Origin of the sequence: Propionispora vibrioides (assembly GCF_900110485.1) — a bacterium.
Taxonomy (GTDB): domain Bacteria; phylum Bacillota; class Negativicutes; order Propionisporales; family Propionisporaceae; genus Propionispora; species Propionispora vibrioides.
In genome coordinates this window covers 59,181-75,181 of the sequence record NZ_FODY01000009.1, presented here as the reverse complement: position 1 = coordinate 75,181, position 16,001 = coordinate 59,181, and the positions used below count along the sequence as shown (strand labels likewise).

General features: G+C 47.2%; 15 protein-coding genes and 1 CRISPR repeat array. All 15 genes read right to left on the bottom strand.

The window, feature by feature from the left end:
* Window positions 1-12 precede the first annotated feature (12 nt).
* Window positions 13-777: a DeoR/GlpR family DNA-binding transcription regulator gene (locus tag BMW43_RS09345; RefSeq protein WP_091746189.1), complete on the bottom strand. Its 765-nt coding sequence runs from the start codon at window positions 775-777 to the stop codon at window positions 13-15.
* Between the two features lie 270 nt (window positions 778-1,047).
* Window positions 1,048-1,692 carry a deoxyribose-phosphate aldolase gene (gene deoC / locus BMW43_RS09340; protein ID WP_091746187.1) on the bottom strand — a complete coding sequence of 215 codons (645 nt, stop codon included), beginning with the start codon at window positions 1,690-1,692 and terminating at the stop codon, window positions 1,048-1,050.
* Window positions 1,682-2,647, bottom strand: coding sequence for a transketolase family protein (locus BMW43_RS09335; RefSeq protein WP_218140642.1), 966 nt, complete (start codon window positions 2,645-2,647; stop codon window positions 1,682-1,684). The genes deoC and BMW43_RS09335 overlap by 11 nt, the downstream gene beginning before the upstream one ends.
* Entirely contained in the window at window positions 2,644-3,498 is an 855-nt protein-coding gene (locus BMW43_RS09330) for a transketolase (RefSeq protein ID WP_091746185.1), read from the bottom strand. Before BMW43_RS09330 ends, BMW43_RS09335 begins: the two co-directional genes overlap by 4 nt.
* 120 nt (window positions 3,499-3,618) lie before the next feature.
* Window positions 3,619-4,896 (bottom strand): PTS ascorbate transporter subunit IIC, encoded by a 1,278-nt coding sequence (gene ulaA, locus BMW43_RS09325; RefSeq protein ID WP_091746183.1) that lies wholly within the window; start codon window positions 4,894-4,896, stop codon window positions 3,619-3,621.
* A 21-nt stretch (window positions 4,897-4,917) separates the two neighbouring features.
* Window positions 4,918-5,199, bottom strand: a complete 282-nt coding sequence (locus BMW43_RS09320; protein ID WP_091746181.1) for a PTS sugar transporter subunit IIB — start codon at window positions 5,197-5,199, stop codon at window positions 4,918-4,920.
* Between the two features lie 59 nt (window positions 5,200-5,258).
* The gene (locus tag BMW43_RS09315) at window positions 5,259-5,705 is read right to left on the bottom strand and encodes a PTS sugar transporter subunit IIA (RefSeq protein ID WP_091746179.1); all 447 of its coding nucleotides are present in this window, start codon (window positions 5,703-5,705) and stop codon (window positions 5,259-5,261) included.
* A gap of 29 nt (window positions 5,706-5,734) precedes the next feature.
* Window positions 5,735-7,753, bottom strand: a complete 2,019-nt coding sequence (locus BMW43_RS09310; RefSeq protein WP_091746177.1) for a BglG family transcription antiterminator — start codon at window positions 7,751-7,753, stop codon at window positions 5,735-5,737.
* Between the two features lie 282 nt (window positions 7,754-8,035).
* The gene (locus BMW43_RS09305; RefSeq protein WP_091746175.1) at window positions 8,036-8,995 is read right to left on the bottom strand and encodes an L-lactate dehydrogenase; all 960 of its coding nucleotides are present in this window, start codon (window positions 8,993-8,995) and stop codon (window positions 8,036-8,038) included.
* A 236-nt stretch (window positions 8,996-9,231) separates the two neighbouring features.
* On the bottom strand, window positions 9,232-10,710 hold the full coding sequence (gene abc-f, locus BMW43_RS09300; RefSeq protein WP_091746173.1) for a ribosomal protection-like ABC-F family protein: 1,479 nt from the start codon (window positions 10,708-10,710) through the stop codon (window positions 9,232-9,234).
* Window positions 10,711-11,061: 351 nt separating this feature from the next.
* The gene (locus BMW43_RS09295; protein ID WP_091746171.1) at window positions 11,062-12,150 is read right to left on the bottom strand and encodes an FUSC family protein; all 1,089 of its coding nucleotides are present in this window, start codon (window positions 12,148-12,150) and stop codon (window positions 11,062-11,064) included.
* Between the two features lie 176 nt (window positions 12,151-12,326).
* Window positions 12,327-13,883 (bottom strand): DHA2 family efflux MFS transporter permease subunit, encoded by a 1,557-nt coding sequence (locus tag BMW43_RS09290; RefSeq protein WP_091746169.1) that lies wholly within the window; start codon window positions 13,881-13,883, stop codon window positions 12,327-12,329.
* Window positions 13,884-14,006: 123 nt separating this feature from the next.
* Window positions 14,007-14,366, bottom strand: a complete 360-nt coding sequence (locus BMW43_RS09285) for a PadR family transcriptional regulator (RefSeq protein WP_091746167.1) — start codon at window positions 14,364-14,366, stop codon at window positions 14,007-14,009.
* Between the two features lie 185 nt (window positions 14,367-14,551).
* The gene (locus BMW43_RS21860; RefSeq protein WP_369324069.1) at window positions 14,552-14,818 is read right to left on the bottom strand and encodes a DUF4405 domain-containing protein; all 267 of its coding nucleotides are present in this window, start codon (window positions 14,816-14,818) and stop codon (window positions 14,552-14,554) included.
* A gap of 221 nt (window positions 14,819-15,039) precedes the next feature.
* Window positions 15,040-15,393: a DsrE family protein gene (locus BMW43_RS09275; RefSeq protein ID WP_091746161.1), complete on the bottom strand. Its 354-nt coding sequence runs from the start codon at window positions 15,391-15,393 to the stop codon at window positions 15,040-15,042.
* Between the two features lie 95 nt (window positions 15,394-15,488).
* Window positions 15,489-15,982: a CRISPR direct-repeat array (repeat unit 31 nt; unit sequence GGTTTCAAATCCTTATAGGTAGTCTATCAAC).
* Window positions 15,983-16,001: the final 19 nt, after the last annotated feature.

The following is a 16,001-nucleotide window of genomic DNA, read 5'->3' as shown; positions in this document are numbered from 1 at the left end:
CTCGCCTCCCGCTTATGTCTCACAAACCACTATATTCTTCAGTTTCTTTCTGTTGGCGGGAAAACTGTTGACAAACACCAGGTCAAATTCGGTCAAATTAGCCCAGGTGCACAGCGCTTTAATTGAGTATTTCGAGTCATCACTAAGCACGTAAGTATGATTCGACCGCTTCATAACCATCTGCTTTATAGCACCGATGGCAAAGTCGGCCGAAAAAATTTCACCGCTGTCCAGATCAATCCCGCTTACTCCCAAGAAGGCGTGATCGAAACGGAACTTACTGATTTCCTCCAGTGTAATCGGTCCCATATTCATATCGTATTTGGCATTGAACTGACCGCCCAGCACATAGACTTCTCCCCGGTACTCCTTAACCAGCTTATCGAGAGCATACACACTGTTGGTGACCACTTTGATTTCCTTGTTCGCCAGCAGCGGCACCAGATGAGCCGGCGTCGTGCCCGAATCAATAAAAATACAGTCGCCATTCTTAATGAGCTCCGCTGCCTTGACACAAACCAGTTGCTTAGCCGGCAGGTTAATTAATTCCTTTTCGCCCACCGGTCGCTCGGTCAGGTTGGATAGGGTGTCGGTCAGTTCCTTATTAAGGGCGCCGCCGCGTTCCCGCTGAATCTTCCCCTGATCTTCCAGAATTCGCAAATCCCGCTGGATGGTCGATATGGAAACTCCCAATTCCTCCGACAAAGCCTTGATCGAAACCGATGGCTGGATGTGCAGTCTGTTAAGCACAAATAACAATCTTTCTTTTGCCAACATGAATTCCACCTGCTTTCATTATACAATCGATTATTTTAAGTTTCAACCATTTTAAATCATATTATATCATTTTATATCTAATAAAGTCATATGGCATTATCCAGTTCATTCTTTGTCCATCGCCCTTGGGGTGGATATTTTTATAGACAAGCCTTGTTAGCCTCCTTAGATTATACTAAAAATCCGGCGCTAGCACCATTAGAATACAAAGGGCAATGGTTTAAAAACCATTGCCCTTTTGTCCATAGTTGGCACGTACTTATCGATTATTTATTCATCACTGACTAAAGCAACACCGCTGCTTGTACCAATTCGGTCAGCCCCGGCTTCAATCATTAATTTTAACTCTTCTTTATTACGTACGCCCCCTGCAGCTTTTACTTTTACGGTATCACCAACAGTATCCTTCATAAGTTTCACGATTCTTGGATTAGCTCCCCCAGTACTAAAGCCTGTACTGGTCTTAACAAAAGCCGCTTTCGTCTTGCTGACAAGTTCACAGGCCTTAATAATTTGTTCATCGTTTAACAAGCAAGTCTCTATAATTACCTTCACACAATGACCATCAGCCACTGCTACGACTTCCTTAATTTCATTTTCGATCATCCCATAGTTTCCTGATAAAAATTCGCCTATATTGATCACCATATCAATTTCATGTGCCCCATCTTTAATGGCATTACCGGCTTCGAAAACTTTCACCGGGGTGGCATTGGCACCAAGCGGAAAGCCCACCGTACAACACACTTTAACATCACTGCCTTGCAGTAAACCATGGCAGTAATCTACCCAACAAGTATTAACACAAACACTGGCAAACTCATACTTGATTGCTTCATTACATAATTTTGTTATTTGATCTTTAGTTGCATTTGCTTTCAATAAGGTATGATCAATTAATTTATTAACGTTCATAAAGTACCTCCACGGTTTTAACTAAATCTTCGGCTGTAAGCCGGTATTCCTTTTGCAGGAACTCAGCAGTACCTACCTGTCCAAACCGCTCGTCAACTCCATGTCGCTTAAATTTGATACCAACATTGGCTTCAGCAATTGTTTCCGCCACTGCACTTCCTAATCCTCCGGTTATGGAATGGTTTTCAAAAGTCACTATTGCTTGTTTGCCAACTGCTTCATTTAATAATAGTTCTTGATCCAGAGGCTTGACAGTAAACATGTCAATGACTTCAACAGATATGCCTTTTTTATCTAACAGATCGGCAGCATCCAAAGCATCACTGACTAATTGCCCGGCTACTATAATTAAAACATCCGTACCCTTTTTAATAACATTTCCTTTGCCGATTTCAAAGCTTGACCCGGCTTCATAAACATTCCTAACGGCCTTACGGTTAGCACGGACATAATGGATGCCTTCCATTTTAGCAAATTCCTTTATGATCCACGACAGTTGTATGTCATCTGCTGCATCACAGATGACTGAATTAGGAATGGCGCGCACTAAGGCCATATCTTCCCAGGTTGTATGAGTTCCCCCGTTTTGAGCAACAGTAAATCCGGGATCAGATCCATATATATGTAAAGTAGTGTGGGCATAGGCACCAGATATGTAAAGTTGATCATAAACACGCCTTGTTACAAATGGCCCAAATGAATGAAGAAAAGGCTTAAAGCCCATGACGGATAAGCCAGCCGATACACCGACCATATTGGCTTCACTAATCCCGCATTGGATGAAACGATCAGGGTTGGATTTTTTAATTTTATTAAAGCCGCTAGGTTCGGCTAAGTCTGCATCCAAGGCAACAATAGTATCATCATATTTCATCAATTCCTGTATTGTTTCCACAATGCTCAGCCTTAACTCACGGCCTTTTTTCGAACGGTCACCAGTAAGCTTAAACATCATAACCGACCTCCTCCAATAAATGCCTCAAGTTGTTTGATAGCTTCATCAGCGGCATGGTTGATCTCATCATTGTTGAACTTAACTGAATGATTTCCTGCCAACGTTTCAAAAAATGGAATCCCCTGCCCTTTAATTGTGTCCAAAACGACACAAACTGCACTATCCTTAACTTCTTTTGCTTTTTCTATCGCTTCATTTATAGCCGCTTCATCATTTCCTTTGATTTTTTGAACATAAAATCCAAAGGCTTCCATCTTTTTAGCAATATCAAACTGATTCATAATCTCTCGGGTTGTCCCGTCAAGCTGTTTCTTATTATCGTCGATCAAGACAATGCAATTGTTCAACTTATAATTGGCTATATACTGGAACGCTTCCCAGCACTGCCCTTCATTCAATTCTCCATCGCCGATGATAACGTAAACATATTGTTCACTATCTTTTAATTTCATGCCTGTAGCCATTCCTGCTGCTACCGAAGCTCCCTGTCCTAATGAACCGGTTGTCATATCAACACCCGGTGTATACCTGCGATCAGGATGAGAGGGAAGTCTTGTTCCCCCTTGATTCAAGGTAAATAACAACTTTCTGTTAAAAAAGCCTGCTTCCGCCAACGCACTGTACCATCCGGGACCGCCATGGCCTTTGCTTAGCACCACCATATCGCGATCTTCTTTTTGTGGATTTTCCGGATCATAATTCAGTTGTTTTCCATACAGTACACTCATTAATTCCACAATACTTAATGAGCCACCAATATGTCCATGTCCTAAATTTTTAAGCATCTTAATCACATTAACCCGGATTTTAGCTGATAACAGTTTTAATTTTTTCAGCTCTTGCTCATTCATCTCTTTTTCCACCTCGGATTAGATTTTTTTACAAAATAAATATCCCCCGCCACATATACCGAGGGATATTTATTTTTATTTTGTTTTTCCCCTTCTGTGCTACGTGTTTTCTACCGTGTTCTACATACCAAACCAGCGTAAAGCATTGCCCAGAATAATGCCGACCGCACCAAAATCAGCATCGCTGAAGGTGGTATTGGCAAAGCCCAGGTTGCCCAATACCGGCATCAAGAGCACAGGCAGGAAGGTAATCAACAGCCCCTGGGCAAAAGCGCCGCAGATGGAGCCGCGGATACCGCCTGTGGCATTGCCGAATACCCCGGCCGTAGCACCGCAGAAGAAATGGGGCACTACACCAGGCAGAATGATCGGCAGACCCGGTATGGATTTATCCAGCAGCAGTAAGACCATCATGCCAACTACACCGCCGGCAAAGCTGGATAAAAAGCCAATCAGCACGGCATTAGGCGCATAGGGATAGACGACCGGACAATCCAATGCCGGTTTTGCGTTAGGCACAATCCGGGTGGCAATACCGGTAAAAGCCGGTACAATTTCCGCCAGCACCAGCCGTACCCCGGCCAGGATGACGTATACGCCGCCGGCAAAAGTGATGGCTTGAATAAGCGCGAACACCAGGAAATGCTGACCGCCGCTCAGTTCCTTTTCCACAAAGCCCTGTCCCGAAGCCAGCGCTACGATAAAGTACAGCACAGCCATGACCAGCGATACGGCCAGCGAAGAATCGCGCAAAAAGCTCAGACCCTGAGGAAAATCAATATCCTCGGTGGATTTTTCCCGGTCGCCTACCAGCGAACCGACCCAGGCCGAAAATACATAGCCCAAGGTGCTGAAATGACCGAAGCCCACATCATCGGTGCCGGTAATTTTACGCATCGTCGGCTGAGCAATCGCCGGAAAGAAGGCCATGACAAAACCTAATACCACCGACCCCACGATAACCAATGAGGCGCCGCCCATGCCGCCGGCCGTCAAGATGGCGGCAATCATACAAGCCATATATAAGGTATGATGTCCGGTAAGAAAGATGTACTTAAGCGGCGTCAATCGGGCGATGACGATATTCATCACCATGCCGAAAGCCATGATCAGCGCCGTCTGCGTTCCATAAGTCTTGAGCGCCAGAGCCACAATCGCTTCATTGTGCGGCACCACCCCGTTGATGCCGAAGCCATGCTGGAACATGACACCGAAGCTGGACAACGCGCCGACAACAATACCGGCCCCGCCGCCAAGAATGAGAAATCCAAGAATGGTTTTTACTGTCCCTTTCAAGATATCGGGACCACTTTTCTTTTGAACCAAGAGACCGACCATCGAAATAATGCCGACTAAAATAGCAGGAACACTAAGAACATCGGTAATAAACTTTAACATGCTTTCCCTCCTCCATTCTTACTATATGGCTCCACTGTCCCCCAAGGCAGCCAGTAATTTTTCCTTCAATTCCTTCATGTCGATCATACTGTTTAAGGACACCACCTTGCCACCCAGCGCCGTTAGCTGGCTGGCAATATCTCTGGTACCGACGTAGATGTCGGCTTTAATCCCCGACGCTGAGGACAGATCACTGTGATCCACCGTAGCTGCCACGTTGTTTTCTTTAAGTATTTTTTTGATGTTCATTTCAATCATGAAACTGCTGCCCAGACCGCTGCCGCAGCATACCAGAATTTTCATCGTCTGGTCCCCCCTTTTTTCACTTATTTTCCGGTTCACTGACCGCCCCCGGCGGTCTCTTAAGAATAGCGGCTGATGATTGCCAGTACCGCCTCCTTTTTCGTTGCGTCCATAATGCTTCTGATATCTTCGGCATTCATCAGCAGCTCCATAAGCTGCGATAAAGCCGTCAGATGCGAATTCCGGTTTGGTGCGGCCAGCGTAATCAGCAATTTAACCGGATCGTTGGTTTTGTTGCCAAAAGCAACAGGCTCCTTCAGGGTAATCAGACTCATGGCCAGCGTTTTCACCCCGTCTTCCGGCCGGGCATGAGCCAGCATAATGCCCGGCGCAATGACCATATACGGTCCCAGCGTTTCGTGATTGGCCACAATAGCCTGCTGGTAGCGCGGTTCAACACAGTTTTTATTCACCAAAAGGTCGGTGCCGCTTTTCACCGCCTCTCGCCAACTGTCACATCCGACATGTAAGCGGATGACATCTGCTGTAAGAAGGTCCGTCAACATGGCTTGTTATCCTTTCTGCTTTTAATTCATTACTGAAACTCCGGCTGGCAGTCCGGTATCAGCGCCAGCACCGCCGCTTTATCCGCAGCCTGGCGCAAGCCCTGTACCGTAGCCGGTTCCTTCAGCATTTGCCACAGCTCGGAAAGAACCCGGAAATGGGATTCATGGTCGACGGCGCCAAAGGCAAAGACCAAATCGACCGGTTCATACCTGGTGTCGCTGAAAGAAACCGGCTCCGCCAGTCTGACCATACTGAGGCAAATCCGTTTGACCCCGTCCTCGGGACGCGAATGCGGCATAGCAATGCCTGGTGCGATAACAATATAGGGGCCGATTTTTTTTACACAGGCAATCATACTGTCAATATACCGTTCCTCGGCCGCCCCGCCGGCCACCAGCAGCCGGCCTGCCTGCCGGATAGCCTCCTCCCAGCAACCGGCCCGGACATCCAGTTCGATGGAGGACGGTAGCAGTACGTCTTTCAGCCCCAGCAGGGAGCCGGATAAGGCAAGCGCCTCTACGGCGGCGAATTTTTTATGATACACGCTCTGAATCTGGTTCTCAATGACCTGCATCTCCAGAGCCGACAGAATGGGTGACACATGGAGCACTGCCGCGTCCTGCCGTTTTAGCGGCACGGTACTGATCACCAGATCAACACCGCTGACCGTCTGCTGCTTCCATTCGTACAGCGACAATACCTTGACAATGTCCAAATAGGGCATCCGGCTTTTCAGCGTAATGGATAACAGCTTGGCTGTACCGATCCCGTTGCCACAGACCAGTACCACCTTCAGACTTTTTTGGGCCCGGCTTTTTTTCCGTTCAATAGCCGCCCCGAAATGAATGGTCAGGTAGCCGATTTCATCCTCGGAAAGCCCGGCACCTAGCTCCTGTTCAATTTCCCGGACAGCCTTGAGTACAATGGCAAACAATTCACCGTATTTTTCCCGGATTTGTGGCAGCATCGGATTGGTCAGCGTAACCTTGCAGCGAGCCCGTTCGATAGCCGGCTGCAAATGCAGGGCCAGCCCGTAGAGCAGTTCCTCATCATCGACGTAAATGTCGCCCAGCCACCGCTGACAGCTTTTGATAAAGCTTTCAGCCAAGTTGAGGGCCAGCAGATTCACCTTTTGCCGTTCGCCCTCATCCAGCCGCGAAAAGCAGGAAATCTGGCTGCCCAGCAGTTGCCGGATGATAAAGTTCACTTCCCCTTCCTCACCAATCCGGCGGTCGTAACGGGAAAGTTCGGCGGCCATCTGCCGGGCCAGACCGTTAAAGAAGCTGCCGCTCATACCGCTTAATCCCCCGCTATCGGCTTCTTCCAGCCGCCGGCCCTGCTGCAGCCGTTTTAGCTGAACAGTCAGGGAAATCACCATATAATTAATGGAAAAGTCCGTATAGGATAGGCCCTGCTCTTGCAGTAGCCGGATCATAAAGGTGGCCAGCTCTGCTACCGGCAATGTTCCGGCATAGGCATGAAAGAGTTCCGCTTCATAGGGATACTCTCCCGCCTGCTGCTCCGGCGCGCTGACATCATAGGTTCCTGTGCAGAAAATCTGAACCAGCAGATTGCGCAGGTTCTTTTCCTTTCCCTCGATCCACAGACCCAGGCCGCGTTTGGAAGCAAGCTCCGCCTGGTATTTAACCAGCAACTCCTTTACGCTCTCCAGATCGGCCAGCAAGGTGCTGCGGCTGACCAGCAGGTGCTCTGCCAGCTCTTCGGCCGCTGCCGCCTGACCGGCGGCGAGCAGGTAGACCACAATAGCCTGGCAACGTTCCCGCCGGGAAAGCACATAATCCCGGAAAGCCATACGGGGCAGTTCGGTCAGACCGGCAGTCGCTTCGATCCAAACTCCCCGGTTAGTCTGCTTGCATAAAGCAAGGCCTTTGTGTCTCAGCGCTTCTTCCACAAAATCCAAATCATAGCGAATGGTCCGTTCACTGACGCCAAACCGTCCGGCCAACTGTTTGACCGTCAGAGGTGCGTCGTGGTCGGTAGCCTCTAAAATTTTTATCAGTTCCTGACGACGTGCGGTAAGAACCATACTCAAAGCTCCTTATTAGGTCGCCACCGCCTGGTTTATTGAAGCTGCGGTTGCTTCGACCTTTTCTACTTGTATTGTATAATTGATCTATATGACGAACAAGAATAACAATTGTCAGAAAAAAGTGGCAACAATCCGTAATTATCGGATAATATTTCTCTTTCTTTCGGGTTATCAGGTAGACTAATTGAAAAAAGGCGCTTTACCTTTACCGGCAAACACGGCTAATCCCGCAGTCCCGGAAAAGTAAAGCGCCTTTATTTTTTACTCCATTTTCGCAGCCTAACTCAGCAAGCCGGTATTTCTCAGCACCTGGGAAATGCTGGCCGCACTTTGCCTGAGTTTTTCTGTTTCCTCCGCCGTCAGGGGTACCGCTAGCCGCCGTTTAACGCCGCCGGCCCCGATCTGGCAAGGCAGGCTGAGCGACACCCGGCTCAAACCGTACTCGCCTTCAAGAGTTGTGGAAACCGGGAAAATGCTGCCCTCATTGGATAAAACAGCCCTGGCGATCCGGCAGGCCACCACCGCTATTCCCGAGTTTGTACAACCCTTGAAGCTCAAAACATCGTAAGCAACCTGAACGACCTGACGTCCTACCGCCGCCGTATCCAGAGGCTTAGCCGGTTGAAAATAAGCGTCCAGCTTATCGTAAGCGATACCGGCCACACTGACCAGACTCCAGGCCGGAAAAGCCGAATTGCCATGCTCGCCCAGCATATAGCCCTGTACATCCTTCGGGTCCACACTGTAGTGATTGGCCAGAATCCGTCTGAGCCGGGCCGTTTCCAGGGTAGTCCCGGTACCGAGGATCTTTTCCTTCGGATAGCCGAAGAAATTTTGCGCACAGTAGGAAATGACATCCAACGGATTGGTAATGATGATGATAACCGCTTCCTGCGTATAGCGGACAATGGATGACATAACCTCCCGAATGGTCTTCACATTCCGGTCGGCCAGCACCAGACGGTCTGGTTTTTCACCAGGCATAATACTTGGCCCGGCCGCAATGATAATGACGTCGGCATCCCGGCATTCCTCGTAATCGCCATCATGGACATCAATATTCGGGCTGTAATAGGCAAACGGCGTACCATGACTGGTATCCAGCGCCTCTCCTGCCGCCTTTTCCCCGTCCGTATCAATCAGCACGATCTCCGAAGCCAGTTGAAAGGCAAGCGCACAATTGAGGACCGCCGATCCCACATGCCCCACGCCAACAATAACAAGTTTGTTTCGATTCATAGTTGATAGCCTCCTCCATATGATTACGGCAAAACCGCTCCGGCTTTACCAGGTATACAAAAAGTCCATTCTCCCGTACATCCTGCCTCCTTATGTCGGACTCCTAGTGTATATATGTATACTTTCTCAAAAAACAAATAATTCCTGCCCCCACATACAGCAAAAGGCATACCCGTTTGTCGTCGCGCGGGTATGCCAGTATTAATTTAAAGCTCTTTCCTTATAGATAAAGCAGGCTAAAGCATTACTACCTTGGTGGCTATATTCTTGCAAAACTGGCTGTCATGCTCAACAAACAAAATAGTCGGCGAAAACTCCAGCAGCACTTCTTCAAGCTGCAGCCGGGAAATTACATCAATAAAATTAAGCGGTTCGTCCCAGACATACAAATGAGCTTTCTCACAAAGGCTCCTGGCCAGCAGCACCTTTTTCTTCTGGCCACCGCTGAAATCGGCCATATCTTTTTCAAACTGCACCCGCGAAAAATCGAGTTTTCTCAAGGTCGCCTTAAAAATGCTTTCGTCAATACCATAGCCGCGGATATAATCGCGCAAACTGCCCGTAAGGCCTGAAGTATCCTGCGACACATAGGATATAACGAGCCGGCTGGCTTTCCGGAACGTACCTGTATAGGCAATGGCTTCGCCGCAAATCAACTTGATCAGACTGGATTTACCCGAACCGTTTTTGCCGCTAAGCGCAATGCGGTCACCCTGTTCAATCGTAAAATCCGCCTGCCGGCAAACGGCCCTGTTTCCGTAGAAGATATCGAGTTTTCCCACCTCCACCAGCCGCTGGGTATAAAAGTCGAGCGGCGTCATTTGCAGCCGTCCGGCGTTTTCGATATTTTTCAGCAGACCGGCTTTTTCCTCAATAGCCGCTTGCTGCCTTGCCTCGATGCTCTTCGCCCGCTTCATCATCTTGGCCGACTTATGGCCAATATAGCCCCGGTCGGGCCGCAAGCCGGAGTTCTTGCTGCCCAGCTTGGTTTGTTCCACTTGGTCCGACCAGTTAGCCGTCCGCCTGGCGGCAGAGGACAGGCGGGCAATGTCCTTTTTCAGTTTTTCATTCTCGGCAAGTTCAAACTGGTCCTGCCGCCTCTTATTTTCCCACCAGGTCGAGAAATTACCCTTCTGAATGTCGATGTTAGTCTTATTGATGGAAAGCACATGATCAATACAACTATCGAGAAAAGCACGGTCATGGGACACCAGAATAAAGCCCTTTTTCGTATTAAGATATTGGCTGACGCTGGCCCGCGCCTCCCGGTCAAGATGATTGGTCGGCTCGTCAATCAGAAGAAAACTATTTTCCTTCAAAAACAAAGCTGCCAATAACAGTTTGGTCTGCTCGCCCTGCGATAATGTGGCAAAGGGGCGGTACAGCACTTCGCCGTCCACCTGGAGCAGCGAAAGCTCCCGCAGTACTTGCCAATCCGGACAGCCGGGGCAGATGCTCTCCAGCACATCTCTCGCCAGTTCTTCCGGACGGGTTACCACAAAGGGAAAATACTCAAAGTCCACGCTGCCCGCAATGGTCCCGCTATATTCGTAGCGACCCAGCAGCAGATTAAGAAAAGTAGTCTTTCCCCTGCCATTCCGGCCGATGAAACCCAACTTCCAGTCCGTGTCCATCTGAAAGCTCACATTTTCAAAAATAGGATCATAACTTCCCTCATAAGCAAAAGTTAGATTTGAAATATTAATTAATGACATCAGCTTATATCCTCCTGCAAAAAAAGTATGAGCTGCAAGAAAGAACATTCCTGCAGCTCATACCACACAGCAAAGCCAGGCCCGGCACCGGGCATGACAAAGATATAGGACTGAGTTGAAAAGAATTGTATCTTTCTTGCCTAAGCACAACAAAACAAGAGGCCTTTTCGCCCATGATTTGATTATGCTTTAAAAATTAGCAAGAAAGAATAATCATCTTTTCAACTCCCATCGTTTTATTACCATCAATATAGCATATGCTTGCCTCAAATTCAATAAACAAAACCTGGAGATGCACACAAGGAATCGGTCACTAATCTAACAGCATGACAACTGCATGACAGGTGGCCTTTACTCATTGGCGGAAATGTCAATGCCGGGAAAGAGCCGGCCGCTCCCGGCAGCTTGCGCATTTAAGGCAGGGAACTTATCCTCAATTTCATCAAGAATGCGGCCCAGATCCGAAAAAATGGCACCCACTTCCGGCGCCGTGTCCGCCTCATGCTGCAAAGCATAATAGTATTGTGAGAAATTAGCCCGCATCTCCCTTACCGCCATAACTGCCGCTTCTTTCGCCTCAGCATCATTGGCCGCAACCGCACGGGCAAAGATCAAAAGACACAGGCGTACATCCTTCAATACGCTGGAAAAGTCGTACGTCTGGCCTGGCAAAGAATGTAGATCTACTAAGCTGCGGGCTATCCCGCGAATCTGAATACTGATATGTTCTACCCGGTTTATCAATAAAACCAGTTCAAACATAGCCTTTCTTTCCCGTCGTTGAAAAGGAGTGTAACGAAAACCATGCGCTGTCTGGATAATCTGCATATGCTCTTTCTCAATCCGCGTTACCATCTGTCTTGCCTCAAGCAAGCTAACTTCTGTATCTGTCGGGGCATCAAGCATATGCTCCAGCACCAGCATCAGTTGCCGGATGGAGACAACCACGGCCTGACGGGCGACAACGCTGGCCTGCGGCGGGCTAATCGCTATATTCAGTAATACGGCCACAAGAGAGCCAATCATTGTTTCCCAAATCCGGCCCAGCATATAGCCGCTCGTCTGACCGTAAACCAGTACCAGCAAGGTGCTGACCCCTACCTGGGAAGTGATTTGCGGATTTAAACGAAAAGCAGTCGAAGCCGATATTCCCAGTAAAATCGCAAAGAAAATAGTTACTGTATTAACGGCAAAGTAAGAACCAATCGCCCCGCCGACCGTGACTCCCACAATAACGCCCAAAACCCGGTATACTCCTTTTTCTATGGAATCGGCGATTGTCACCTGCATGGTTAAAATAGCTGCCAGCGGCGCAAAAACCGGATAAGAACTGCCCGGAATCAGCAAGGCAACCAGCCAGGCCAACCCTGCCGCAAAAGCTGTTTTAAGTACCTGCAGCGTTAGACCCAGCCTCGCCAGTTGGGTTAGACAATAACGCATCGTGCACACCAGCCGGCGTTTCTTTGTAATCGATCCTTTAGTACCATAAGACGCCTCCCAAAGCTTTCTACTATCAAAGTAACAAACCTTACTCTCACCGTCAAGGTACAATTCTATACATTCCCCTTGCAATAAAAGAAGCAGCAACCCGCCATGGTTCTTCTGCTTCTGTTTCGCTAGTTTTTGCTATTGGGACTAATAAATAGCGCTAACAGCCCTCCCAAAAAGCAAATCACCGCAAGAGTGTGAAAAACATCTTGAAAGGATAAGACAGAAGCTTGTCGTGATATCATCGCTCCCAGGAAAGCTTTGAGCATAGCGTACTGCTGTGGTAATAACCCTTGCCCCGTCATCCAGCCATGTGTTGCTACAGCCAGCGCCGAACTGTCCATCCCCTGATTTCCCCATAAGGTGCGTATCATGTTAAATATTTCCTGCGGAGCATGGGTCGACGGATTCAGATATTCTTTTAGTCCTGCCGTATGATAGATTTCACGGCGCGTTAACAATGTCTCCGCAAATACCACGCCAATGCTACCGCCAAGATTTTTCCCGAAATTAAAAATACCCGAACCAACGCCGACTTTATCCTTCGGCAGTGAAGAAATGGCACAGTTGGTGAGCGGCGACATAGTAAATCCAAGCCCTACGCCCAGCAAAGCCAATCTGACGGCAAAATTATGAAGCGAATAATCGGTATTGATCGTCTCGAACCAGTATAAAGAACCGGCAATCATCATGATACCTGCAAATGCCGGCAGCCGCGAACCGAGACGGTCAGCCAATCGTCCACCGATCGGCGAGGCCACCACCATGCAGGCCGTCAAAGGCAGCATGGCCATTCCTGCTGTTGCGGAATTATAGTCCAGAATCGACTTGAGGAAAAAGGGGAGTAAATAATTGCCGCCATAATAAACTAGGAAAGATACGAATCCAATGGCATTAGCTACTGAAAAATCCATACTTCGAAACAAATGATATTCAACCATTGGATGCTCTACCCATTTCTCTACGGCTAAAAACAGCGTAAACGCCGCAAACGCAGCGTAAAACAAGGAAAGAATATAAAGAGAATCCCAACCTTCCTTTTGTCCCTGATTGAGAGCGATAAGCAGGCAACTGACACTGACTATGAGGAGCGCAGCGCCGGGATAATCGATCTTCGCCGACGGATTGCGCTTCGACACAGGTATTACCACAATGGCCAAAACAATGCTTATGATACAAACCGGGGCAACCGAAAAGAAAATCGTGCGCCAGTCAAAATGTTCAATTAAATAGCCGCCGAGTATCGGCCCCATCGCACTGCCGGCGGCAGCTATGGCGCTCCATATGCCAAGCGCCTGTCCCCGTTCATTGCCCTCAAAGGTTTGCGCAACAATAGTCATCGCATTGGGTAATATTAAGCCGCCTCCTATCCCCTGGAGGATACGAAAGAATACCATAGTAGTGGAACTGGCGGCTATGCCACACAGCATGGAAGCCACAGTAAACACGATTAGACCCGTTATATAGAGGGGCTTTGCGCCAAGCTGATCCCCCAATTTGCCGGTTATAGGAAGAGTAGAACCATAGGGTAGCATATACCCCAGTGACACCCAGACAATGGAGTCCATATTAAAGTTCAGCGCCGCCATAATATTGGGAAGAGCAATATTGACACAACTGCTGACATAAGCGCTAAGTACCGTTCCAAGGCATACGGTAACTAAAATGAAATATTTCTTAACCATAATAACCCTCTTTACTAGGTAACAAACTAATAGTGGGAAAAGTCATTTACTTTGACTTGGCATTTTCCCCGGAGTTTTCCTCACTTTTTGCTTTAGTTTGACCAATGTACTTATACCAAAAAACTAACTCTCCAATAGATCTGACTTTAAGATTTCTATTCTTGCTTCCGCCTCCTTAAGCCGCTCTTTCAGCTTCACCTCAAGCTCCGGGAGGTAAGCACTACCCACTTGGGTAATTGTATAAATACGTCTGCCACGAGTAACGGGGTTATCCCACACCCCGACTATATAGTCCTTTTCCTCCATTATCCTTAGTAAAGGATAAAGCAGGTTGGTATTTGGGGAATAATAATTTTTCGTGCGCCGTTTTATTTCTTCAGCTATTTTATTACCGTGGGCCGGTCCCTGGCGAAGAATTTTCAGGATGTATAACCCCAGGACAAGTCTCATATAACTTAAGTAATCATTAGTCCGCTCAGACAAAATAACTCCTCCTACTCTTATTATGATTAATTTAATTATTACTATTTTTATCATCATTTCTATTATTAAATTTATCAGGAATTTTTATCCAAGTCAATAATTAAAAAATGCCAATAAACAAGATAATCTTGTTTATTGGCATTTTCCACCACCTCAGACATCTGAGTGCAGCGTTTCAACCCATATTATTTGTTACCATGTTTCAAATAAAGCCATATTGATTTTCTATTTAGACCAATATGCACTAACCCGGCCCCAATAAATAAGAATCCGGCCCACTCATGCATTTCTTTGGGATAAAAGTTCTTCGGCCTTATACTGGTTACTTGTGTGTTATCATGATTTATTGGCGGTTGTTGCGATGAAAAGAACGACTTATCCTTGAAGGAAAAAGCCATCTGCAGCCCGGAAACGGACAGCAGCAAAAACAACAGCAACAGCAAAACGGACATAATTCTACGCATCAATAATCCCTCTCTTCATTATCTATATGCTATAAGAATAAAACAAAATTATTACAAATATATTTTAAAATTCTCGTCACTGCTCCAAAAACGTTTCTTTTCCGGCATGCAAAAAAGCAGAAAAGACATTGGCTTTTCTGCTTTTTTAAACACTACACTTTATTCTGATAGACCGCAACAGCCCTTTTAACAAACGGCGAGTACACATATCAGACAGATAGTACCTTTTTGTTAGCCTGCAGCAACTCAGACAGCGGCAACCCCAACGGCTTCACATCAATCCCCAGGTTGCGCAAATCTTCTGCCACACCAAACATCTGAGCACAGGAAATACAAGCCGTCACATGAACACCGGCCTCCATCATCTGTCGGACCCTGCCCTGCAGTTCTTCATCGGTCGCCAATAGCTTGGCCGAAGGACCCCAAACCATCAAAGTGACCTCTTCCCACCAGCCCTTTATCTTGGAATTTAGCGTATACATAAACACCATGCTCAACGCAGTCTCTTTATCACCGCTTTTCCATAATACATACAGTTCTTTATCCGTTTCCTGATTTTCCATAACAGGTTCTCTCCTTTACCATTGTATAGCTGCCATTGACCGACCAAATTATCAACTATCACCCCCGTTGACTGCCAAAACTGTTGTTGATATGGCATTTCAAATCCTCATAGGTAGTCTATCAACGTCAAATATGTTGAAGCGGAAGACCTTTGGACGGGTTTCAAATCCTTATAGGTAGTCTATCAACGCGTGAGGCTTTTTCTTCCTCGCCCCTTAGTGGTTTGAGGTTTCAAATCCTTATAGGTAGTCTATCAACTATCGTATCCAAACATAGGGCCTCGGCCGAAGAAATAAGTTTCAAATCCTTATAGATAGTCTATCAACGATCAAGCAAAAACTGGTTATTCCTTATCTGATCAATGTTTCAAATCCTTATAGGTAGTCTATCAACAACAATACTCAATACAAAACATTGACCAAAACCCTGTTTCAAATCTTTATAGGTAGTCTATCAACGAGAAATGGCCTGGAGAGGTATAGTGGTTTGGGAGTTTCAAATCCTTATAGGTAGTCTATCAACGCTGCCATCCACAGTCAACTCCACCAGTTTAGCGCCGTTTCAAATCCTTATAGATAGTCTATCAACGGAAAAGCTTGCTCAAATC